Here is a 20,794-nt window from a genome sequence, read left to right on the forward strand (position 1 = left end):
AGACCCCTCTCCTCCCGCTCGGGCGCCGCGCAGCCCCGTGCTGCCCGCGCCCGAGCGGCCATCCCGAACTCTCCCTGTCCACACGGCGGTCCGGCCTGCCCATTTCCGGGCCGGACCCGCCGCGCCCTGAAAGGCCCCGATGCCGCAGACCCTTCACCGGGACGACCCGCTCGTCCGCCTCCTCTCCACCTACCGCTCCATGTCGGATCGGCACAAGGCCGCCCTGGACCGCTACCTCGACGCAGACGGAGATATCGACGACGACCACCGTCGCGCCTACAGCAGGCGCGACCGCACCGCCGCCCTGGAGGCCCGCGACCTCCTGGAGCAGGCCATGGAATTGCTGACCGGACGCTTCACGCTCCCTGACGGCATGACCGTGACCGTCCCCGGCAGCAACCACTCCACCTACGCCGTGACCACGGGCCGCCTCGACGATCGCGCCCGAGCGGCCTTCCTGCACGGCCAGTGCCACGCGTTCGCCCGCGCTCTGTGCGACGAGACGGGATGGGAGATGGCCGTCATCCTCTCCGACTCGTGCAGCCTCGATCCCGACCTGTGCGGCACGAACGTGGCCCGCGACGTGTGCGGATGCCAGTTGGAACACCTCGTCGCCGTACGCCCCGACGGTGCCCACGTCGACATCACCGGGGCCCATCTGCCCGGCACGCTTCCGGACTTCGAAGATCAGGAGAGCATCGCGGTCACCGACACCGTGTGGTCCTCCATCCTTCGCTCCCCCTTCTGGCGCCGACCGGCAATCGACGTCGCCCGCACTCTCGTCGCCCCGCTGCTGGCGAGCCTGGATGGCCGGACGGAGGTGAGCGCGTGACCTGGCTGCGTACGACGGCACGCGTCGCGACGGACGGCGCAGCCCGCCTCCTGGTCCGGTGGACCGACACCGTGACGTCCCGCTCGACCGTCCCCAACCCGGTGGTCGCGGTCCGCGCCGTTCAGCTGCTGCTCGCCGAGACGGGAGGCGGCGACTTCTACGAGGCCGTCCAGGAGAGGCTGACGGCACTCGGCTTCCCGCCGCTGGGCTGCGATGGCTGCAACGACCACCCGTGCACCTGCGACGCGGACGCCCTGGCTGAGCTGGTCGAAGCCCTCGGACCGCTCGGCGTGCGCGGCCTCGCCCGGTCGGCCGTCGAGTTGTTCGGCACCTACGGCGACCCGCACGACGTTCTCAGCACCACGCAGGTAGACCAGTTGTGCGCGGCCGCCGATCTCTTCAACACCGAGTGACTCTTAAAACTTGCACCGACCGTTACCCCTGATGTAGTGTCTTAAGAGTCACCTCGTAATGCTGGTCTCTCCCTGAGACCAGCGGGGTGCGTCCGTAACTCAACTGCGGAGAGCCCGGCCGCAAAGCCGGAGACGCGGGATGGATACCCGCCGGACGCACCCCTCCCCCTCCACCCAGGCACGCCCACCACGCCGTGCCCTGCCCATGCCCCCGTACTGACAGGACCTCTGTGCCCACGATCGAAGTCGCCACCCTCCTCGACCACTCCGACGCAGCCGGCCGCCCGGCGATCCTCAAGGCCGCCGTCGCGGCCGGCGTGCTGTGGAAGTGCCGGGAGACCACCTGCAGCCGTCACAACGACCGGGGCGAGGAGCTCTGCCGGGGATGCGGCCGCAACCGCAAGGGACACCCCCTGTCCGACGCACAGCCCGGCCTCTACTGCGCCCCGGACGAAATCTGGGAACGGCTGCGCGAAGAAGTCAGGGACCACTTCCTCACCCAGGCGATCACGCCGCTGCCGGACGCGGTCACCTTCCGTTGGCAGAGCGCGGACCACGCCTCGACCTGGTCGCTCACGGACTTGGTCCTGCACCACGGCGGCCGCCAGGAGCCCTACCGCACCGACCTCCAGGGCACCGAGATCGAGGAGTCGCTGGAGGAGGTCGCCCTCGCCGTCGAGCCGAGCTACCTCGAAGACCTCCGCATCACCCTCCAGCCCTGACCCACCCCGCCGACCGCCGGCGCACCGACGCCCGAGACTCTGAAGGAGGACCACGATGCCCGGGCCCGCCCACGCCACACCGCTGCCGTTCCATCTCGCGCTCGGCCTGCCCGGGCGTCCTTCCGTGTCGGTGACGTCCGACGTGCTCGAGCACGGCCAGGTCCGTTACGTCGTGCGGGGCCGACGCCTCCACGGCACCTTGATCGTCGTACCCGAAACGCCCTACGGCGGACCGCTCGAACCGCGCACGGTACGCGTCCACTTCGGCGACGGCACCGACCAGGTCAAGGCGTTCACGCCCCGCCCGGACGAGCCCGTCGTCAACGGCGTCCGCATCCACGGCGCCACCGAGTCCATCAACCCCGCGACCGTCCAGCGCGCGCACTACTTCCTCGCCTCCCGCGCGGTCGTCCTGCGCAACGGCTATGAGAGCCGGCGTATCCCCGATGGGGCCCGCGCCGTGACCGAAGCCCTGGTCGTCGCCGTCGTACGCCACTGGCGACAGCGCCCCGACCGCAGCGACCTCATCCGCGCGGCCGTCCGCCATAGCGCCGACGCCCAGGCGGCGTACGAGCGGCTCAAAGTCCGCGCCCTGGAGGAGGAACTGGCCGGGGTCCGCGCCGATCGGGCAGGCGCCCGCCATCGCAGCCGCCAGTTGACCGGCCTGGTGCGGCGCCGCCAGCCGCCCGTCCAGGCTCCCCATGCCATCCCCGTACGGCTTCCGCTCGCCGCGAGCGACGGCACGGACATGGGCGCCCTGACTGTGCGGGAGCTCGAGGTCAACGTGCTCCCCGGCCGGGTGGTGTACGAGATCAGCGGCCCGCGCGTGGGACGCGGCCTGGTCACCCTCGGCCCGGACATCTGCGGCAGCTCCCCGCTGCCCGGAGGGCTCTATGCCTGCTGGGGCAGGCCCACGAACGCGGCCTGGTCCACCAAGGACCGCATCGGCATGCCCAAGGTCAACGGCGTCACCGTGCACGGCGGTTGGAGTCACAGCGGACGAACCGTGACCGCGACCTCCCCCGACACCTCCAAGGCCCAAGTGCCCGCCGGCCCCGGCCGGACCGTATCGGTCTCCCCCCTGACTCAGCGCCGTGCCGCAGCCGTGCTGCGCGCCCTCGCCGTCCACTTCACCTCCCGCCGCGACCTGGAGGCACTGCGCATCGCCGCCGGCAAGCAGAACGCCGAGCGCGCTCGCACCCGTGTCTCCGAGGAACTGGACCGCCTGCGCAGACGCGAAACGCAACTCACCCGCCGACTGCACCAACACCGCGCCCGTGAGGCCCACTTCACGGCCCTGCTCCCGCCCACGACCTCTCCCGCGGCACGCTCGCGCGCCGCCTGACTCCGCCACCGGCGGCCTCGGCGCCGCACCCGACCTGATCGCACACCGCTTACGACCGTTCCGCCCGAGCATGAGCGGACTCCCCCGGCCCGGGCGCCTCCCGCGCCCGAGCCCGACGAAAGGACTCTGTTGCCCCTCAGCCCCACCGGCGCCAAGATCCTCGCCTCGCACGAGAACGGCATCGTCACCGGTCACCCGGCTGCCCTGGACCGTCTCGAAGGCGACCGGCTGATCTGCCGTGCCAACGGCGTACGCGTGATGACGGAAGCCGGACGCCAGGCTTTGAGGGCCTGGCTGGACGAGCACGGGGAGCCGCCCCAGGACACGGCTCCTGGTCTGTTGCCGAAGCTGCCGCCCAAGCCCCACGAGGCGGTCATCACTGCCGCACGTCGTCCCGACCAGCTCGTCGCCGGCCGGGACGACGAGGCCTACCACCGCGGCGAGACGTGGTTCCGCACGCCGACGCTGAAGGTAGTCAACGCGGCGGGGTACGCCGACGTCCGCCCTGCATCGTGGAGAGCAGGGACCAGGACCTGGGAAGAGTCCGGAGCCTCCTTGTACCTGACCGAAGCCGGCCGCGAGTACGCACGCCAGCGCGGGAGCGTGAACGTGCGCCGTCGGCGCGTCGTCATCGTCCAGTGCGGGGACAAGAAGGCTGAGCCGAGCTGGGAGACGTACCACTACCGCGGCGTGATCCCCGCAGGCCAGTTGTACATCGGCCAGTACCACCGATCTCTGCGGCAGGCGGCGGACGCTCTGACCGACGTATCCCTCATCCGTATCCTGTCAGCGCTCCACGGAATCGTGACGCTTGCCCAGCCGCTGCCTCCGTACAACGTGAGGCTCGGCGATGAACGAGCCGTCACCGCCGAAAAGGTCGCCCTTCATACGGCGGCGCTGGGCACCGACGACGCTGACGTGATCTTTCTCGGCGCCCACAGCTACGCGGACCTGCTGCGCGTCTCTGTCCCCCACCTGTTCACCCCCCTCTCTGGAGGAATCGGTGAGCATCGCGGTCTGTGCAAGCGGGCTAGTGAGGACAGCGACCTCCGGGAGGCGTGGTGGGAAGAGGCCGCCAAGCTCTTCGACCGGCATCACCCCCAGCCGTAGCGGAACCTGCCTCTGCAGGGGCAGCTTGCCGTGTGCCAGAAGCCGCCATGGCCAGGAGGCGAGAGGAGCCCGAGGTACGCAACCACGGTCTGCTCGTCGTGATGCTTTGCCAAGAATGTCCGGGCCGCTGACCGCTCCACAGCACTGTGTCCCGGCGTGCGGCACGTTCTGCCCGCATGGAGACGGCACGCGCCCCCTTTGCCAGGGCTCACCGATCCATCAGCGGAATGTCATCGGGGACAAGATCGTCTCGCACGCGCTGGAAGACCACAGGGTGGCGGAACCGCCCCGCGTCGACGGCTGTGTCAGCGAGGAACTCCGCCACCAATTCTGGTCGCACAGGCTGGTGGTGCAGCTCAGTCTGTGTGCCCCACCCTGCGCTGAACCGGCGGCCTGTCCATGGGTGTTCGGGGCCGCCGAGGACGAGCCGCTGTGCGAGATCGCGTCGCATCGCGGTCGGCAGCGGAGTGGTCCGAGCGACCAGCCGTAGGCGGCCGTCGGTGTCATAGCGGCCCAGCAGCAGGGTGGTCGGGTTGTCGACGGGTCCGGTGACCGAGGCGATGATCGCTTCGGCCGTCGTGCGCGAACGCACCTTGACCCAGGCACGCTGGTCGAGCAGAACCGGCTGGGACTGTCCTTTGACGACCACGCCTTCGATGCCGACCGTGCCCCAGGAGGGGTCCAGCCAGTCCTGAGCCTGGCGCCGGTCCGTCGTAGCGGGGCACAAGGTGAACGGGGCTTTGAGCGTGTGGCGGGCGAAGAGGTCTTCGAGGTGGCCGCGCCGTCGGCTGTAAGGGAGCTCAAGCAGCTCGGCTCCCGCGATCTGGAGGACGTCGAAGACGATCAGGTGCGCAGGTTTCTCGCTGGCCGCCTGGATGGCTTTGCGGCCCCGCCGGCGAGCACGGTGCTGCAGTTCGATGAAGTCCAATCGACCTTCATGCGGCACCACTAGTTCACCGTCCAGGACCAGGTCCTCCGCGGCGACCGCGGCCGCTGCCTCGGCGATGTCGGGGAACGAGGCCGTCAGGTCTGCACCGCGGCGGGACTGCACCATCACCAGGCCGGGGCGGGCGAAGACGATGGCCCGGAATCCGTCGGGCTTCGGCTCGAAGGCGAGGCCGCCGGGCAGCGCGCCCTCCGGGGGCAGATCCCGCCGTGCTTCGGCCAGCATCGGCTTGATCGGAGGGGTCAGGGCCACGGGAACACACATACGGGATGTCCCGGCGGTGCGCGCTGCACGGCGGCCGAACGGGCGCGGGCCGATGGTGTGACGGCCCAGTCGAGGCTCCAGCCTTCGCGCCGGCTAAGCGAGCGCGCCGAGGGCGATGTGGACAGGGGCAGACAGGTCGACGATTCCAATCCTGTCCGCGAGGCTCGCAGCAGCGACAAGGAGGCCCCAAAAGACCGGCTGGTGCTCGGCGCGCACCAAGCCCCACAGAGCCAGTACGGCACCGGCAGCCCCGGCAATCAGGACGCCGCCCTCCACCACGTCGTGCTCCTCTCCTTCTACCCGGCCGTCGACACGCTGGGCGTTAGGGCTCAGGCCGTGGCGGCCTCGAACCTCTCCAGCAGCAGTTGCCTCTGACGGGCACCAAGCCCCTGGACCCGTCGGCTGGTGGCGATGTCGAGTTCGGACATGATCTGGCCGGCGCGGACCTTGCCGATGCCGGGGAGCGACTCCAGCAGGTTGCGCACAGGCGTCCGTCGGACGATAGCGCTGTCGCTCTCCAGCAGTTCTCGCAGGGTACGGCGGCCCTGCTTGAGTTCGGCAAGGACGAGGGCGCGCTCCTTACGCGAGGCTGCGGCCTTCTCCAGTGCGGCGGTCCGCTGTTCCGGCGTCAATGGGGGCAAAGGCATGGGCGGGTTCCTCTTTCATCGGCTGATCGGGTGGGTCATGCGGACAACGGATGGGGCTGCCGAGCCCGGGCTTCGTGCAATGCCCCATAGCCGGTCCGCTGCGCGTCCGGGGCATCCATGACGGTCATGGCCCTGAGCGCCGCGAGGGTCGGCGGCGGGCGGCTCGTTCGGCCTCCTCTTCCTCCCACACCTGGGCGTACTCGGCGGCAACAGCCGGGTCGGTGTAGGCCGGTTCGAGGAAGATGCGCTGAGGGTCGGGCTTGGGTGCGACGGGCTGACGGCGGCGGACTGCCGACGTCTCCACGCGGCGCGAGCGGATCGTGGGTGGCAAAGAGTCTCCTGTTGAGCGGCTTCGGAACGGTGGGGCTGGGCCGCTTGGCGAGTTCAGGTACGAGTCGGCTCGCCGGGGTGGTCGACCACCCGATGCCGACGCTCACCGTATGCCTACTGGCGTACCAAGATTGGTGCGGTGAGTGGGGCTGAGCGCCTCGGCGAACGCGCTGACGTGGTCAGCGGCGGCACGCAACCCGTGAGAGGAGCCGAGTTCCAGCAGCGGTCGTACGACGGGGGTCCCGATCACCACTCCACTGACCAGGCTCCGGACCTGCGCCGCCTTGTCGGGTGTGGAGATCCCGATGCCGGTGACCACCGGTGTAGGGCCGGCGGCGTGCAGCCGCTCGGTGAACGTGGTGAGTGCAGGGATGTCGAGCTGTCCGGTGTAGCCGGTGCGGGCGTCGGCGGCCGGCGCATACACCCACCCGGTCGCCGTGGCGGCGATGCGGTCCAGCTCTGCGTCGCTGGCCTGCCGCGAGACAAGTTGCGGAGTGTGGACACCAGCGGCGCGTGCGGCCGCCATCCACGGTCCGGCCTGTTCGGAGGGCAAGTCAACGATCATCGCTCCGGCGGCTCCAGCGGAGGCGAGGTCGCGGGCGAAGTGGGTTGGCCCCCAGTCGCGAACGGAGGCCCAGTACGCCATCACGACGACGGACGCCTCGGTCGTGGCCGCCACTCGGTTCACGGTCCGCAGAGCGTCGAGGACACCGGTGCCCTGGCGCAGCGCCTGCTGGTAGGCGGCCGTGATCAGAGGGCCGTCGAACAGGGGCTCGTGGTATTTACCGACCTGCCTGGGAGTCTCCGCATCACCCGTTTGGGTCGCCTGTTGAGCTGTCCCGGGTGCGTTAACCAACTGCGCCCGTAGTCTCCGGCACGTACTCGAAGAGCTTGGGGCGGGCGGGGAATGACGCATTCTGCCTTGGTGGTGGGGGACCTGCGTGTGCAGGTTCTGACGCGTGCGGGAGGGGTCCGGTCGTACACGATCGTGTGTGCTGACGGGTCCGTCCATGACGAGGCTGATGGCTTCCTCCGGTTGTACGAGGGGTCGGGGACGCAGAAGACGTACGCGTATTCCCTGGTGGACCACTTGCGGTGGTGCCGCCGGGAGAAGCTGACCGCCCAGACGGTGACTCTGCGGGACCTGCTGCGCTACATGGGGGCTGTCGGGGCGCAAGTGCCGATGCCGTGGGGGCAGCCCTGGCGCCTGCCGCCGAAGCGTCCGTACGGTGCGTCGGCACTGAAGGTCGCCGCGGCCTGCCTGAAGGGCTTCTACCTGCATGTCTGCACGGGCAGCGGCGTGAACGCCGAGCTGCGGTCGGCGCTGGCGGTGGAACGGCTGCCGACGAAGGTCGATCGCAGTCGGGCCTTCCTGGGGCACCTGATGAAGTCGATGCCCGCCAACCCGCTTGCGCCCGCCAACCGGCCGACGCGCCGGCACCCGAAGATGCTGCCGGACGGCACCAGGCAGAGCCTGCTGGAGTGCGTGAACACAGCGCGGGACGTCATGGTCGTGCAGTGGCTGTCGGACACCGCCATGCGCATCGGCGGTCTGACCGGCTTGCACCTGGTCGACCTGCACCTTCGGCAGAACGCGGCTTGCGGGGAGTGCCGGGACCCGCACGTGCACGTCTGCCATCGGGCGGGCAACCAGAACCGCGCGGCGGCCAAGATCAAGCCCGACTGGCAGATGGTCGACGGCGTGATCACCGGTGGTGAGATCTACCGAGCGAGCCCGGCGATGATCAGCCGCTACTTCACCTACATGACGACGGAGTACACCGGTGTCGCGGCCGGGCACGGCATGCTGCTGATCCAGCTGAGCGGGCCGCGGCGTGGCGAGCCCTGGTCCGCCGACGCAGCGCGCGGGGTGCTGCGCCGGGCCGGACGCCGAGCGGGCCTGCCGGGCCGCATCAAGCCCCAAGCGTTCCGGCACCAACTGACCAACGACGTGCTGGACGTGTCCAAGGACCCGATGGTGGCCAAGGAGGTCGGCAACTGGGCCTCGGCACGCATGGTGGACGAGGTCTACGGGCATCCCGACCTCCACTCGCCGGAGTTCTCGGCGGCCTTGCAGACGGTCTGGGGTGAAGAGGGGTGAGCGCCCCGGCCCTGGCCCTTGCTACGGACTCGACCGCCGGGACGCGCACCACGTCCGATCGGCTGGAGCTTCTCCAGGCCCTGATCGCCGGGCCGGCGTTCGACCCAGTACTGCGGCCTGACGTGATCCGGGTCCCGCGTGATCACCCTGTGTACGGCTGGCTGTGCGGGGTGCCGGACTGCGAGCGCAGCCGGGATACTTGGCGGGACTACTGCTGCGGCCACGCCGCGCAGTGGAGCCGGTTCCAGCAGGAGGGCCGCGACATCGTCGCCTTCTTGAAGGAGGCCGTGCCGCTCAAGCCCCGCGGTGGACGCCACCTCGGCAACTGCGTGTTCTGCCCCGAGGTGCCGGCCTATAGCGGCAACTCGCTGTGCTTCCTGCACTCCGCTGCCCTCGTGAAGTGGAGCGCGTTCCAGCGCCGGAAGGGCAGGCCGGACGACTACGAGCTCTGGGCTGCCCGGCAGGAGCCGTTTCCTCGTCTCGGTGACTGCCTGGTGCCCTCGTGCCCGGAGGGAGCCGGCCACTACATCGGCCTGTGTCCGTACCACTTTCTGCGCTACATCCGGGAGGGCCGGCCGGGAAACGCGAAAGCGGTCCACCAGCGCCCCCGCCGCGGCGTGCCCGCGACGTTCACGGTGAACTACGCCGACAAAGCTGTCTTCCGTCACTGGTGCGCAGAGGCGACGCCGGCCGGGCGCACGGACGGCGTGCTGTCGCTGCGGGGTCTGCGGCCGCTGGCCGGGGCCGAGTTCAAGTGGGTGCTGCACCGGCATGCCCAGGGGCCTGCTGAAGGGGCACGCTGGCCGATCAGCGTGGTGCAGCGGCTGGTCACCGAGTGCCAGCGACAGGAGATCAACTCCCTGGCCGACCTGGACCTGGACGTCACTCCGCAGCACCCGCGGACCATGGCCCGGGCGATGCTGCACCACCTGCGGCTCGTCTACTTCAGCCGCCAGGACACCAAGGAGGCCGGGTACATCGAGACGGACCACTACGGCATTCGGCTCGGCGGCCACTTGAGCTACTTCGACCTCACCTTGGTCAGCCAGCGCTGGCTGCGCGATCTGCTGTGGGACTGGATGGACATGCGGCTGACCACCGCCCCGCCCCGGGGCAAGACCGCCTTCACCCGACCGCGACGCGGGTGCGTCGAGCTGAGCGCCTACCTGGAAGCACACACCCCGAAGGGCGGCCACGACCCCACGCTGCTGCGCAAGGAGCACATGGTCGGCTTCGTCACCGATCAGCGGCACCGTGCCGAGCACGGACTGAAACCGCTGGGCGTCCACCACAAGGTCCAGCAGCGAGGCGGACCGGTCGATGTCACCAAGGTGCAGGTCGCCGGGATCTTCAGTGCCACCCGCCACGTGCTGCGAGCCGCCATGGACGCCGGCGAGACCGAACGCATCGGACTGGCACGGCAGTTCGTTGTGGCGCTGCCCAGCGGCGGGAACGTCCGCGGCAAGCGCCGCCGGCCGTTCTCCGACGAGGCGGCCCGCGCCCTGGCCGACGACGCCAACCTCACCCGCCTGGACAGCACGGACATCGACGACCGGGGCTTGCGCGACATCTGGGAGACGATCGTCGTCACCGGACGCCGGGCCAGTGAGGTCCTCACCCTCCGCTTGGACTGCATCGGCCGGTACAAGCAGCTGCCCCTGCTCTGGCACGACCAGACCAAGGTCGGGCAGCTCGACGAGGGAATCCGCATCTCGGAGCGGATCTACCAGCGCATCGAGGCACGACAGGCCAGGACCCGCGCCCGCTTCGCACAACGCCACGGCCGTCCGCCGACCCCGGCCGAGGAACTCGAACTGGCTCTCTTCCCGCGCCGTACGGCCAACCGGACCGGTGTGAAGAGCGTCAGCTACGGCTGGTTCCACACGCTCTTCCACGCCTGGGTTCTCACCCTGGACATCCCGCACACCGTCGCCCACCAGGCCCGGCACACCCTGGCCACGAACCTGCTCAAGGCAGGGGCGAACCTCTCGCAGATCAAGCGCTACCTCGGTCAGGTCTCCGACGCCATGGCCGAGCACTACGCCCACATCGCCAACACCGACCCGCGCCTCAGCGACGCGCTGCAAACCGTCTGGGTCAGCGGACCAGGCGCCCTCGAACCGGGCATCGTGCTGTCCGGCGGCGAACCCATGACCCGCCAGGAAGCCGAGGCCATGCTCGTCGACCTCACCCACCGCTCGACGCCGGCGGAAGGAGGCTTCTGCACCTTCCAGCCCGTCGTCGACGGAGGCGCCTGCCCCTGGAACCTCGACTGCCACAACTGCGACAAGTTCGTCATGACCGGCGCTGACCTCGTCTACTGGCACCGCAAACGCGAGCACTGGCGCATGCTCGCCGAGGGTGCACCCGACCCGGCCACCCGGGACTACCTGCACAAATACTTCGACCCCACCGCTCGCGCGATCGACGGGCTGGAGCGCGCCCTGGCCGCGGTGGGCCTCCTCGAAGAAGCCCTCAGCCTCGACCTTCGCCGTCCCCAGGACTACTACGGCCGCGTCTGGTCCGCCGCCTTCCGAGCCGGTGAGCTTGCCCACCAGCAGGACGAGTCCGACACCGAGCTCGACGACGGCAGCTCCCAGGCCGGCTGAACGAAGCCGATGACTTCCACGACCCCGCCCGCTGCTGCCATCGCCGCACGGCGCCGACAGACCCAGCGCAAGCTCGCCGACGTGCAGACCGCCATCGCCCAGCTCCGCCGCGAGAGCGAACGGCTCACCGTCACGGCCATCGCCCGTCGCGCCGCCGTCTCCAGCACCTTCCTCTATGAGAACCCCGAGGCCCGCGCCCTCTGCCAGAACGCGGTGGCCGCCACTCACACGCGACGCGCGCAACGCAGCACCGACGAGCACGACCGCATCGAGGCGACCTGGCGCGAACGCGCCCTCAACGCCGAGGAGGGCCTGACCCAGGCGCACAACGAGATCAGGTCCCAACGCACCCGCGTCGGGGAGCTCATGGGCCAGCTCCGCGACACGGAAACGGCCACCGGCAGCGGCGAATCGGTCCAGGCCGTGGTCACCGAGAACGCCACCCTGAAGCGCCGCATCCGCCAGCTGACACAAGAGCACCGGGCTCTTCAGGAACGACTCGAAGGCTGCCGCGCCAACCTCAGACACGCGGAGACCCGCATCGGCGACCTCGAAGCCGAGCTCGCTGAGCGAGCCCAGCACGGTCGGGCTTGAGTCGAAGTGGGAGACGATGCGTGCGATCAGGTTTCGGGGGTAAACGGGCTGGGCAATGTGGTGCGCTTCGGAAGTGAGGCCGGCTGGATGGACCTGGCTGGAGAGGGAGAGGGCCAGCGGTCGCTGGACAGCACCCTCATATCCGTCTCGGCCGCCTTCGAAGGAAGCGAGGAAATCGCCGAGGCCCGCGATCTGGCCCGATCGTTCCTGACCGAGGTCCAGGCCGTGCACGGGCTCCCGGTCTCCGGCCGAGCCATGGGCATGGTGCAGTTGGTCGTGAGTGAGCTGGTCACCAACGCCCGCAAGTACGCACCCGGCCCCTGCCTGCTCACCCTGGAGGTCGAAGACGGCGCCGTCCAGGTGCACGTGTGGGACAGCAGCACGACCCTGCCGGCCATTCTGCCGGCCGACCCGGGCCGAGTCGGCCAGCACGGACTCGAAATCGTCATGGCGGTCTGCCAGAGCTTCGCCATCGACCGCAAGCCGGTCGGCAAACGCATCACCGCGGCGGTGGTCCTAGCCGACGACCCGGCCGGAGACGTAGCCGGCCGCCAGCCGTGACGGCCAGGCTGGCCACATCGTGTCCTCACGGACGTATGCGCCGTTGACCGCGGTGACCGAAAGCGTGTACCTCATGCGGCGGCTCCGCTTCCTGCTGCTCTCCCAGCTTCGCCGGGCCACCTCTTCCCCGGTTGCACCGGCCGGGACTGCGGCTTCCGGGCATCCTGCGCCAGCATGCCCGGAGGCCGCCTGCTCTCGGACATCGAGCCGAGCCCGCCGATCGTGAGCAGAGACGAGACACCTCGTTCGCCGAGGCCGTGACCGGTGCAGTACCCGCCGCCGGAGACTGTGTCCCCGCAACCATGGCGGAGGGGCAACCAAAAGTGGATCTGGGCATTGTCGGGCAGGCAGCGGGTCTGTTCGCCGTCACCAACATCGATGACATCCTGATCCTGTCCCTGTTCTTCGCCCCAGGGAGCGGGGCAGCAGGGCGCGGCCCGCCGGATCGTCGTCGGCCAGTACCTCGGCTTCGCGGCATCCTCGCCGTCGCCGTCGCCGCCGCGTTCGGTGCGACGTTCCTGCCCGAGTCGGCCATCCCCTATCTCGGACTTCTGCCGCTTGCCCTTGGCCTCAAAGCAGCGGGGCAGGCGTGGAAGCACCGGGGCGACGAAGACGACGAGCAAGAGGCAATCGAGGGCGGCCCCAAGGCTCTCGAGGTCACCGCGGTCACCTTCGCCAACGGCGGCGACAACATCGGCGTTTACGTCCCGGTCTTCGCCACCGCCGGCGTCGGCGGGATGACCGTGTACGCCATCGTGTTCCTCATCCTGGTGGCTGTCTGGTGCTTAGCTGGCCGCTTTTTCGCCACCCGACCCGTCATCGCCAAGGCGCTCAGCCGCTGGGGTCACATCCTGATGCGACTGGTGCTGATCGCCATTGGTCTTCTCATCCTCATCGAGGGCGGCGCGTTCGGCCCGTAGTACGGGCACGGGGTCACCGCCCCCGTGATCGGGCGATGGAGGCAGCGAACTTCCCAACGAGGCCGGCTGCCGTACTCAAACCGCCATCGCTCAGAGCGCGAATGAGCGGAGAGCCGACCACTACTCCGTCAACGGCTTCCAGGCCGACGACGCCGCCGCGAGTTCAGGAGTCGAGACCCTGATGCCGGTCAGCACCGCGGTGGCCGGAGCAGAGTGCCGAACGGATCGAACGAAACCAGCGAGACTTTCCAGGTCGATCCCGGCCGAGTAACCGGTCCGCTGTCCCGCGACGGCCGGCGCGTACACGAACCCCGCCGCAGCCCGGCCCGTGACGCTCAACTCGTCAAATTCAGCCTGCCGGTTGGCGAGCAGAGGGGCGCTGATCCCGGCCTCCGCCGCTGCCGCTGCCGCTACCCACTCTTCCAACCGCTCCGGCGGCACATCCGGAACAAGGCACCCCGCAGCACCGCTGGCGGCCAGCTCACCGGCCATACGCCGCAGCCCAAGGACCTGGACCGTCGACCAATAGCTCATGACGACCACGGGCGTGTCACACCGAGCCGCTGGTGCACGTCAACACCCTGCTGCTGCAACAGGTCTTGGCCGAGCCGGAGTGGGCGGACAAGCTGACCGATGAGGACCGGCGCGCTCTGACCGCCCTGTTCTGGTCGAACATCAACCCGTACGGCACATTCCGCCTGGCCATGGACAAGCGTCTGGAACTGCCGCTGTCCTCCGTGGTTCCCGGCCCGCGCCGGGCGGCCGAGGACGCTGCCCGTCCGGCGGGCGCGTCGTGAGGGCCCTGGCACCGCCCGCGGACGCTGCACGCGGCGTGTGCGAGGCCGGAAGCGGCTGAGACACACAAGGCCAGGCGCCCGGCGGGGCCGTCACCCTCCCGCCGGGCGCCTGGAGTCGTGCGGGCCCGTCAGGGCCTCGGCAGCGGCAGGCCGGGCAGGTGCGGGTGCCGCAGGTGCTGCCCGCCGTCGTGGACGTGCTGGGTGAACGTCTCCGGCCCTGGCCGGCCCACCTCGTCGTAGGCGGACAGCACGCGCTGACGGTCGCCCGTGCTGCCGGGAGTGCTACCTGCTGGTGACGTCGAGTTCGGTGTACATCCCGGCGAGGTAGTGGCCGGGGAGATTGCACACCAGTTCATAGCGCCCGGGACGCAGCGTCAGCGTGGTCCATGCCATCGCGCCAGGGGCGATGCCGTTCCCCTCGCCCGCTCCGCAGCTGCGGGATGCCTCGCCCAGGCTGTCCGCCTCGTTGATCTTCCCGTCAGGGCCGGTGGGGCGCTCCCCGATGACCTGGCCCGGCGGCAGTGGGAGCACCACCACCTCGTGCGCCATGGCGCCGGTGTTCACAACCCGCAGCGACACCGCACCGGCGGAGACCGTGGCGGGACGGGCCGCAAGATGCATCATGCGCATGCCGTACCCGCCGGGAGCGCCGCCCATCATGCCCCGCCCCATGTCGCTCGCTGTCACGTCCACCACCCGGCCCGGCAGCGGGGGCGCACTGCAGCGCGTTCCTTCGGCGCGCCATGCCGCAGGAGCCGTATGGCGGAAGGAGCCGGTGCCGGCCAGCACCATGGTGGTCGCAATGCCCAGCACCAGTGCGGCAACCGCCCCGGCGATGATCAACCATGTGCCGCGCCGGCGGTCCGGGTTCACCGGTGCTCCCGCAGCAGCGCGAGCCGTCGTTTGTACTCGTCTTCGTCGATTTCCCCGCGGGCGAACCGCTCGGCCAGCAGGTCCTCGGCCCGCCTGCTTCCCCATCCCGGCTCACCGGACGAGGGAGATCGTTCGAACCGGTGGTCGTGATGGGCACCGCTGAAGTAGCGGACGAGCGCGACGATGCCGAAGATCACCAGCGCCCAGAACAGCACCATGAACACGGCCATGAAGAACCAGCCGCCCCAGCCCCCGTCGTACCACATCACGCCGATCACCTACTCTCGGCCCGCCTACAGCTGTGAGCTCTCCTTTTCCAGGATGACGCGGTTCGACGTCGGTGAAGAGGGCCTACCGGCCCTCGCTCAGGGACAGCAGGCCGTGCGGGCGAGCGGGCGGCTCGGGGCGATCAGACACCGAAGATCGTCAAAACCTGACTCAGCGTGCTCAGGCCGCATCGGTGAGATGCGCCCACCCTCCGCCGCTGCGGTCATCCTGCGCCGTACTTCCCCGGCAAGCGGCCCGTCCTGGGTCTGGCCCTGGTCGTGGCCTGCTTCGGCCGCCCGGCCCCTGCAACAGGCGAAGAAGTTGGGGACGGTTGGTTGCCGCGACGAGGAGCTGCTCGACATCGGCGGCCCGGGCGAAGCGCAGGACGGTGCCGCGGCTGAGGCGGAGTTCACGGGCGATGGATCGCAGGCTGTCGCCGCGTATCCGGGGCGGTCACCTTGCGGCCAGGGGTCAGCCGGTCAGGGCCGCGAGGGTGTCGTCCAGGTCGGTGGCCTTGGGCTGGTTGTGGGGGAGTTTGGCGAGGATCTTGGCCATGCCGCAGGTGTTGGTGAGGGCGGAGAGGACCAGGCCGCCGGCGACGCCCGCGGAGAGCCAGCGGGCCGCGTTCCAGCGTTGTCCGGCGATCAGGCCGGTCAGGACGAGGGTTCCGGCGGCGAGGCGGACTTGGCGGTCCATGGCCCAGGGGGTGCGGGTGCCGGCGGGTCGGTGGGTGTCGTGGCCGAGCTGCGTCCAGGCGGTGGTGCCGCCGGTGAGGGTGGCGGCGGTGATGCCCTGGTCGGCCAGGCGCCGGCAGGCTTGGGCGGAGCGGGCGCCGGAGGCGCACACGATGAGGAGGTCGCCGCGGTCTGCGGCGGTCTTCAGGGCGGGCAGGGCCGTATCGAGGTGGTCGAGGGGGATGTTGTGGGCGCCGGGCAGGTGGCCGGAGGCGTATTCGCCGGGGGTGCGCACGTCGATGACGGTCAGCTCGTGCAGGCGGGCGCTGGCCTGGTCGGCGGTGAGGGCGGTGGTGGGTGCCACGGGGATTTTCCTTTGCGTGGTTCGGGTTACCCCTTCGATAGGATACCCAAGGGGGTATCTCGAAGGAGTGTGGGTTGTGGAACTGGCGATGGCGGCTGAGGAACTGAAGACGGTGGTCAACCGGCTGCGCCGGGCGCAGGGCCAGATCGCCGGTGTGATCAAGATGATCGAGGAGGGGCGGGACTGCGAGGACGTCGTCACGCAGCTCGCGGCGGCGTCCCGGGCTCTGGACAAGGCGGGTTTCGCGATCATCGCCACCGGTCTGCAGCACTGCCTGACCGATGCGGACATGGCCGCCTCCGGGGATCGGGAGGAGATGCGTACCCGGCTGGAGAAGCTGTTCCTGTCTTTGGCGTGAGCCGTGGTGCCCCGGTCCCGACCGCCCGCCTGGCTTGTCAGGTGAGGGCGTCGATGAGCATGAAGGCGGCCACGGCCAGCAGTACGACGGCGAAGGTGCGCTGCAGCAGGGTGCCGGTGACCTTGGCGGCCAGGCGTTTGCCGTCCCAGGCGCCGAGGATCGCCGCCCCGGTGAAGGGGCCGATCACCGCCCAGTTGACGCCGGCGGTGGTGGCGCCGCGGGTGGCCAGGGACGCCAGCGAGTTCGCCGAGATGACCAGCAGGCTGGTGCCGACGGCGGCCTGCATCTCGAACGCCAGCACGGTGACCAGGGCCGGCACGGCGAGGAAACCTCCGCCGACTCCGAGCAGTCCGGTCAGCGCGCCGAGCCCTGCGCCGGTTCCGGCGGCCTTGGCGGGCTGTGCCTCGCCGCCCGCCGGGCCGGCGGCGGTGCGGCTGGGGCGCAGCATCCTGACGGCGGCGAGCGCGGCGATGGCAGCGAACGCGGCGGTCAGTAGCGATTGGGGCAGGCGGGATGCCGCGGCTCCGGCTGCGGCCGCGGGCAGGAGCCCGGCCGCGGCGAACAGGGCGCCAGCTTTCCAGCGGACGTTGCCGGTGCGGGCGTGGGCGTACAGGGCGGTGAGCGAGGTGGCGGTGACGATGATCAGGCTGGCGGTGGTGGCGGCGGCCGGGGTGAAGCCGAGCAGGTAGATCAGGGCCGGGACGGCCAGGACGCTGCCGCCACCGCCGAGCGCGCCGAGCGCGAGCCCGACCACCGCCCCCGCGATCAGGGCCAGGATCAGGGCACTCACGCTATGACACCCTCGTTGCCGTCCGGACCGGTGACCGGCAGCCCCGCACGCGCCCAGGCGGTCATGCCTCCGGTGACGTCCGTGGCCTGAACGCCGCGTCCGGCCAGCAGCTTGGCGGCCTGCTGGGAACGGTGACCGGAGCGGCAGATCGTGACCACTGGCCTGCCCTGCACGGCTGCCGGGAGCGACGCGCCTGCCGCCAGACGGGAAAGGGGCAGGTGCAGCGCGCCGGGCGCGTGCCCGGCGTTCCACTCCGGTGTTTCACGGACGTCCAGCAGGACGGCGCTGCCGTCACTGGTCTGCTGGTGGGCCAGCTGGGGGATGAGGCGGCCGGGGCCGCGGCGGAGAAGCGAGAACATCGTTCGATCACTTTCGTGCGGTGGCGCGGTAGGGCGTGTCAGTCGGTGCCGTCGGGGCGGGCGAGGGTCAGTCCCGCCTCGGTGGCGGCGTCGAAGCCGTCGTCGACGGCGACCACGTCGCGGCCGGCGGCATCCAGCAGGGAGGCGGCGATCGCCGCGCGCATCCCTCCGGCGCAGTGCACCCACACCACCCCGTCCGGCACCTCGCCGATGCGGCCGTGCAGTTCGTGGATCGGGATGTGGACCGAGCCGTCGATGTAGCCGCCCGCGCGCTCCGAGTCCCGGCGCACGTCCAGGACGACGACGTCGTCGCCGCGCTCACGGACATCGGCGAGGTCGGCGAAGCGGGCGCGGGGGAAGGAGGCGAGCTGCTCGCCCTCGCGGATCCAGCCGGCCGGGTCGCCGGTGGCGGCGGCGGCCGGGCGGTCGATGCCCACCCGCGCGAGCTCCCGCTGCGCGTCGGCGATCTGCCCCGGAGTGTCGGCGAGCAGGGTGACGGGCTTGCCCCACGGGATCAGCCAGGCCAGATAGGTGGCGAGCTTGCCCTCGCCCTCGAAGTTGAACGAGCCGGCCACGTGTCCCTCGGCGAAGGCCATGCGGCTGCGCAGGTCCACCACCCACTCACCCGCGGCCAGCCTCGAGGCGATCTCCTCGGCGTCCGCACGCCTCGGCGGGGTGAGGTCGACCGGCGCGGGGCCCTCGGTGTTGGCCGGACCCATGTGCGCGTAGTAGGCGGGCACGTCGTCCAGCCCGGCGAGCACCTGGGCGACGAAGGTGTCCACGTCCAGGGTCAGCGCGTCGTTGGTCTCGCGCTCCTTGCCGATCGTGGTCGCGTCCCCCTCGGCCTGGGAGGAGGAGCAGAAGCTTCCGAAGCCGTGGGTGGGCAGCACCGGAACCTCGTCGTCCAGCTCGTCGGCCAGCCGGTGGGCGGAGGCGTGCTGGGCGCGGGCCAGCTGCTCCGTCAGTCGCGGCTCGACCAGATCGGGGCGGCCCACGGTGCCGATCAGCAGCGACCCGCCGGTGAACGCCGCAACCCCGCGCCCGTCCTCGGTCAGGGCGTAGGAGGTGTGGTGCGGGGTGTGCCCGGGAGTGGCGATCGCGCGCAGCACCAGCCCCTCGTCCACCGTCACCGTGTCGCCGTCGGCAACCGGGGTGCGGCCGAACGACACGTTCGCCCCGGCCGGCACCAGATACCGGGCGCCGGTGACGCGCGCCAGCTCCAGACCGCCGGTGACGTAGTCGTTGTGCACATGGGTCTCGGCCACGAAAGCGATACGCACCCCACGGCGGGCCGCTGCGGCTATGACCTGGTCGATGTCCCGCGGCGGGTCTATGACCACCGCCGCATTGGGCCCGCCGGCCAGGTAGCTGCGGTTGCCCAGGCCCTCGAATTCCAGGGTGTCGACGAAGAACACGGCTCATGACTCCTCTCGGACGGTGTACCCCGGGGGGTATCTGACACTCACCCTAACAGCTATACCCAGGGGGGTATTCCAGATGCGGGAAGCGCCCCTTCAAGGCATCGCCTGACGCCCGGCGGGTACCCGGTGGGGTATAGAGGAATCAGTCGTTCCGCACTATCCGGGAGTGTCCGTGTCCTACGACCGCACCGTCCGCCTCGACGCCGACTTCGACACCGCCGTCACCGCCGTACGCAAGGCCCTGGCCGATCAGGGCTTCGGCATCCTCACCGAGATCGACGTCAAGGCCACGCTCAAGGCCAAGCTCGGCCACGACATGGAGGACTACCTGATCCTCGGCGCCTGCAACCCGCCGCTCGCCCACCAGGCCCTGGAAGCCGACCGCAGCATCGGCCTGCTCCTGCCCTGCAACGTCGTGGTCCGCCGCGACGGCAACACCACGCTCGTCCAGGCCCTCGACCCAGGCACCATGGTCACCCTCACCGGCCTGCCCGCCCTGGAGCCGGTCGCCACCGACGCCACGGCCCGGCTGGACGCCGCCCTGGGGTCCCTCACCTGACCCACTCACGCCCGGCCGGCGACCCCAGGCAAACCGGTCATCCTCACCGTCCACGAGCTCAAGCGCCTTGCCCGCAACGCCGCCGAGCTGATGACCCTGTCCGGCCAGCTCCAGGCTGCGGGCGTGCAGCTCGAACTCCTCACCGGCCCGCTTCAGCGGCATCTACGACCCCAACGGCATGGGCACGATGTTCTTCGCCGTCCTGGCCGCCGCCGCCCAGATCGAGCGGAACTACATCAGGGAGAAGACCCTGGAGGGCCAGGTGACCGCCGCGGCGAAGGGCAACCACGGCGGACGACCGAAGGTCATCGACGAGGACTCCCTGCTGCTGGCCCGTGCGCTGAAGGACCGTGGTGTTCCCGTCCCCGAGATCGCGAAGAAACTGACCATCAAGACGGGCAAGAACGCAGGGCGTCACCCGTCCGTCGCCTCGCTGTACCGCGCGCTCGCCGAAGCGGAGGAGAACGAGGCACCGGCTGGGCCCGAGATCATCGCCCCACGCCGTCCGGCCCGGGTGGACCTCACCGGCCCCGGCAACGGCACCACCGGCGAAGTGGTGAACACGCTCGTTGAACAGACCGGAGACGGGACGAACGAAATCGTGGCCACGCTGTTGGCGCAGGCCCGAAGCGAAGGGGAGGGCGCGTGATCCCGCTGCCGCCGCACCGTACAAAGGGGCCCGGCGTACTCGGCGCCACCCCTGAGCAGCCCATCGGGCTGTTCGGCCGCTGGTCCGGCGGCACGGAGGACGAGGAGACCGACCTCGCTCGCGTTGATACCGGGACCCGGGATCACCAACCAGAGGATCACTGACAGCTACTTTTCCCCTGGGAACAGAGGTAGGAGTCCGGCGCCCTCTCTGACTGCCCGTCGAGACCAGCGACCGCGTCGCGTACATGTACGCCAGACGTCATCGCAGGTCACCCACGATCCGGGCA

General features: G+C 70.3%; 27 protein-coding genes and 1 tRNA gene. 16 read left to right on the plus strand and 12 right to left on the minus strand.

Features of this window, described 5'->3' with window-relative positions:
• Nucleotides 1-139: 139 nt before the first annotated feature.
• From SZN_RS06820 to SZN_RS06840, 6 genes are all read left to right on the plus strand, one after another.
• Nucleotides 140-832, plus strand: coding sequence for a hypothetical protein (locus SZN_RS06820; RefSeq protein WP_007492697.1), 693 nt, complete (start codon nucleotides 140-142; stop codon nucleotides 830-832).
• Complete coding sequence (locus tag SZN_RS06825) at nucleotides 829-1,245, plus strand: hypothetical protein (RefSeq protein WP_007492699.1); 417 nt, start codon at nucleotides 829-831, stop codon at nucleotides 1,243-1,245. The genes SZN_RS06820 and SZN_RS06825 overlap by 4 nt, the downstream gene beginning before the upstream one ends.
• Nucleotides 1,246-1,333: 88 nt before the next feature.
• A tRNA-OTHER gene (locus SZN_RS41280) sits at nucleotides 1,334-1,404 on the plus strand.
• Between the two features lie 71 nt (nucleotides 1,405-1,475).
• Entirely contained in the window at nucleotides 1,476-1,967 is a 492-nt protein-coding gene (locus SZN_RS06830; RefSeq protein WP_007492701.1) for a hypothetical protein, read from the plus strand.
• 55 nt (nucleotides 1,968-2,022) lie between these two features.
• Nucleotides 2,023-3,312: a hypothetical protein gene (locus SZN_RS06835; RefSeq protein WP_007492703.1), complete on the plus strand. Its 1,290-nt coding sequence runs from the start codon at nucleotides 2,023-2,025 to the stop codon at nucleotides 3,310-3,312.
• Nucleotides 3,313-3,441: 129 nt separating this feature from the next.
• Nucleotides 3,442-4,422 carry a DUF6884 domain-containing protein gene (locus tag SZN_RS06840; protein ID WP_007492705.1) on the plus strand — a complete coding sequence of 327 codons (981 nt, stop codon included), beginning with the start codon at nucleotides 3,442-3,444 and terminating at the stop codon, nucleotides 4,420-4,422.
• A 208-nt stretch (nucleotides 4,423-4,630) separates the two neighbouring features.
• Here the strand turns inward: SZN_RS06840 and SZN_RS06845 are convergent, their stop codons facing one another.
• Complete coding sequence (locus SZN_RS06845; protein ID WP_043728922.1) at nucleotides 4,631-5,620, minus strand: ATP-dependent DNA ligase; 990 nt, start codon at nucleotides 5,618-5,620, stop codon at nucleotides 4,631-4,633.
• Nucleotides 5,621-5,749: 129 nt separating this feature from the next.
• On the opposite strand from SZN_RS06845, the gene SZN_RS40850 reads away from it, so the two are divergent.
• Entirely contained in the window at nucleotides 5,750-6,007 is a 258-nt protein-coding gene (locus tag SZN_RS40850) for a hypothetical protein (RefSeq protein WP_139063533.1), read from the plus strand.
• Here the strand turns inward: SZN_RS40850 and mihF are convergent.
• The 3 genes from mihF to SZN_RS06860 form a co-directional block, all read right to left on the minus strand.
• Complete coding sequence (gene mihF / locus SZN_RS06855; protein ID WP_007492712.1) at nucleotides 5,962-6,279, minus strand: integration host factor, actinobacterial type; 318 nt, start codon at nucleotides 6,277-6,279, stop codon at nucleotides 5,962-5,964. The two genes, SZN_RS40850 and mihF, sit on opposite strands and share 46 nt — an antisense overlap.
• A gap of 124 nt (nucleotides 6,280-6,403) precedes the next feature.
• Nucleotides 6,404-6,610 carry a hypothetical protein gene (locus SZN_RS40855; protein ID WP_139063534.1) on the minus strand — a complete coding sequence of 69 codons (207 nt, stop codon included), beginning with the start codon at nucleotides 6,608-6,610 and terminating at the stop codon, nucleotides 6,404-6,406.
• Between the two features lie 102 nt (nucleotides 6,611-6,712).
• The gene (locus SZN_RS06860; protein ID WP_341865555.1) at nucleotides 6,713-7,621 is read right to left on the minus strand and encodes a tryptophan synthase subunit alpha; all 909 of its coding nucleotides are present in this window, start codon (nucleotides 7,619-7,621) and stop codon (nucleotides 6,713-6,715) included.
• 69 nt (nucleotides 7,622-7,690) lie between these two features.
• Here SZN_RS06860 and SZN_RS06865 point away from each other — a divergent pair, with 69 nt between their 5' ends.
• From SZN_RS06865 to SZN_RS06885, 5 genes are all read left to right on the plus strand, one after another.
• On the plus strand, nucleotides 7,691-8,710 hold the full coding sequence (locus SZN_RS06865) for a tyrosine-type recombinase/integrase (protein ID WP_244313308.1): 1,020 nt from the start codon (nucleotides 7,691-7,693) through the stop codon (nucleotides 8,708-8,710).
• A complete protein-coding gene (locus tag SZN_RS42345; RefSeq protein ID WP_007492717.1) occupies nucleotides 8,707-11,319 on the plus strand; it encodes a tyrosine-type recombinase/integrase in 2,613 nt (870 codons plus the stop codon). Before SZN_RS06865 ends, SZN_RS42345 begins: the two co-directional genes overlap by 4 nt.
• 9 nt (nucleotides 11,320-11,328) lie before the next feature.
• Nucleotides 11,329-11,913 (plus strand): DUF6262 family protein, encoded by a 585-nt coding sequence (locus SZN_RS06875; protein WP_007492720.1) that lies wholly within the window; start codon nucleotides 11,329-11,331, stop codon nucleotides 11,911-11,913.
• An 87-nt stretch (nucleotides 11,914-12,000) separates the two neighbouring features.
• On the plus strand, nucleotides 12,001-12,474 hold the full coding sequence (locus tag SZN_RS06880; RefSeq protein ID WP_007492721.1) for an ATP-binding protein: 474 nt from the start codon (nucleotides 12,001-12,003) through the stop codon (nucleotides 12,472-12,474).
• A 323-nt stretch (nucleotides 12,475-12,797) separates the two neighbouring features.
• A complete protein-coding gene (locus SZN_RS06885; protein ID WP_007492723.1) occupies nucleotides 12,798-13,394 on the plus strand; it encodes a cadmium resistance transporter in 597 nt (198 codons plus the stop codon).
• 120 nt (nucleotides 13,395-13,514) lie between these two features.
• Here SZN_RS06885 and SZN_RS06890 read toward each other — a convergent pair whose 3' ends face one another.
• Nucleotides 13,515-13,937, minus strand: coding sequence for a tryptophan synthase subunit alpha (locus SZN_RS06890; RefSeq protein WP_007492726.1), 423 nt, complete (start codon nucleotides 13,935-13,937; stop codon nucleotides 13,515-13,517).
• Nucleotides 13,938-13,960: 23 nt separating this feature from the next.
• On the opposite strand from SZN_RS06890, the gene SZN_RS06895 reads away from it, so the two are divergent.
• Nucleotides 13,961-14,191 carry a Tn3 family transposase gene (locus SZN_RS06895; RefSeq protein ID WP_007492728.1) on the plus strand — a complete coding sequence of 77 codons (231 nt, stop codon included), beginning with the start codon at nucleotides 13,961-13,963 and terminating at the stop codon, nucleotides 14,189-14,191.
• Between the two features lie 128 nt (nucleotides 14,192-14,319).
• Here SZN_RS06895 and SZN_RS43135 read toward each other — a convergent pair whose 3' ends face one another.
• The 4 genes from SZN_RS43135 to SZN_RS06910 all read right to left on the minus strand — a co-directional run bounded on the left by SZN_RS43135 (nucleotide 14,320) and on the right by SZN_RS06910 (nucleotide 16,369).
• Nucleotides 14,320-14,442, minus strand: coding sequence for a hypothetical protein (locus SZN_RS43135; RefSeq protein ID WP_007492730.1), 123 nt, complete (start codon nucleotides 14,440-14,442; stop codon nucleotides 14,320-14,322).
• A gap of 31 nt (nucleotides 14,443-14,473) precedes the next feature.
• Nucleotides 14,474-15,064 (minus strand): sulfocyanin-like copper-binding protein, encoded by a 591-nt coding sequence (locus SZN_RS41885; protein WP_007492732.1) that lies wholly within the window; start codon nucleotides 15,062-15,064, stop codon nucleotides 14,474-14,476.
• Entirely contained in the window at nucleotides 15,061-15,330 is a 270-nt protein-coding gene (locus tag SZN_RS06905) for an SHOCT domain-containing protein (RefSeq protein ID WP_244313309.1), read from the minus strand. The genes SZN_RS41885 and SZN_RS06905 overlap by 4 nt, the downstream gene beginning before the upstream one ends.
• 472 nt (nucleotides 15,331-15,802) lie before the next feature.
• Entirely contained in the window at nucleotides 15,803-16,369 is a 567-nt protein-coding gene (locus SZN_RS06910; protein WP_007492736.1) for a rhodanese-like domain-containing protein, read from the minus strand.
• 76 nt (nucleotides 16,370-16,445) lie between these two features.
• Here SZN_RS06910 and SZN_RS06915 point away from each other — a divergent pair, with 76 nt between their 5' ends.
• Nucleotides 16,446-16,727 carry a metal-sensitive transcriptional regulator gene (locus SZN_RS06915; RefSeq protein ID WP_007492737.1) on the plus strand — a complete coding sequence of 94 codons (282 nt, stop codon included), beginning with the start codon at nucleotides 16,446-16,448 and terminating at the stop codon, nucleotides 16,725-16,727.
• Between the two features lie 37 nt (nucleotides 16,728-16,764).
• Here SZN_RS06915 and SZN_RS06920 read toward each other — a convergent pair whose 3' ends face one another.
• The 3 genes from SZN_RS06920 to SZN_RS06930 are packed head-to-tail and all read right to left on the minus strand — an operon-like array spanning nucleotide 16,765 to nucleotide 19,291.
• On the minus strand, nucleotides 16,765-17,517 hold the full coding sequence (locus tag SZN_RS06920) for a sulfite exporter TauE/SafE family protein (RefSeq protein ID WP_007492740.1): 753 nt from the start codon (nucleotides 17,515-17,517) through the stop codon (nucleotides 16,765-16,767).
• Nucleotides 17,514-17,876 carry a rhodanese-like domain-containing protein gene (locus SZN_RS06925; protein ID WP_007492742.1) on the minus strand — a complete coding sequence of 121 codons (363 nt, stop codon included), beginning with the start codon at nucleotides 17,874-17,876 and terminating at the stop codon, nucleotides 17,514-17,516. Before SZN_RS06925 ends, SZN_RS06920 begins: the two co-directional genes overlap by 4 nt.
• A gap of 38 nt (nucleotides 17,877-17,914) precedes the next feature.
• On the minus strand, nucleotides 17,915-19,291 hold the full coding sequence (locus tag SZN_RS06930; RefSeq protein ID WP_007492744.1) for an MBL fold metallo-hydrolase: 1,377 nt from the start codon (nucleotides 19,289-19,291) through the stop codon (nucleotides 17,915-17,917).
• A 178-nt stretch (nucleotides 19,292-19,469) separates the two neighbouring features.
• Here SZN_RS06930 and SZN_RS06935 point away from each other — a divergent pair, with 178 nt between their 5' ends.
• Both SZN_RS06935 and SZN_RS38330 read left to right on the plus strand, forming a co-directional pair.
• Nucleotides 19,470-19,856 carry a DUF302 domain-containing protein gene (locus SZN_RS06935; protein WP_043728929.1) on the plus strand — a complete coding sequence of 129 codons (387 nt, stop codon included), beginning with the start codon at nucleotides 19,470-19,472 and terminating at the stop codon, nucleotides 19,854-19,856.
• A gap of 178 nt (nucleotides 19,857-20,034) precedes the next feature.
• The gene (locus SZN_RS38330) at nucleotides 20,035-20,505 is read left to right on the plus strand and encodes a serine integrase family protein (protein ID WP_007492747.1); all 471 of its coding nucleotides are present in this window, start codon (nucleotides 20,035-20,037) and stop codon (nucleotides 20,503-20,505) included.
• Nucleotides 20,506-20,794 lie beyond the last annotated feature (289 nt).

It is taken from the genome of Streptomyces zinciresistens K42 (assembly GCF_000225525.1).
Classification (GTDB): Bacteria; Actinomycetota; Actinomycetes; order Streptomycetales; family Streptomycetaceae; genus Streptomyces; species Streptomyces zinciresistens.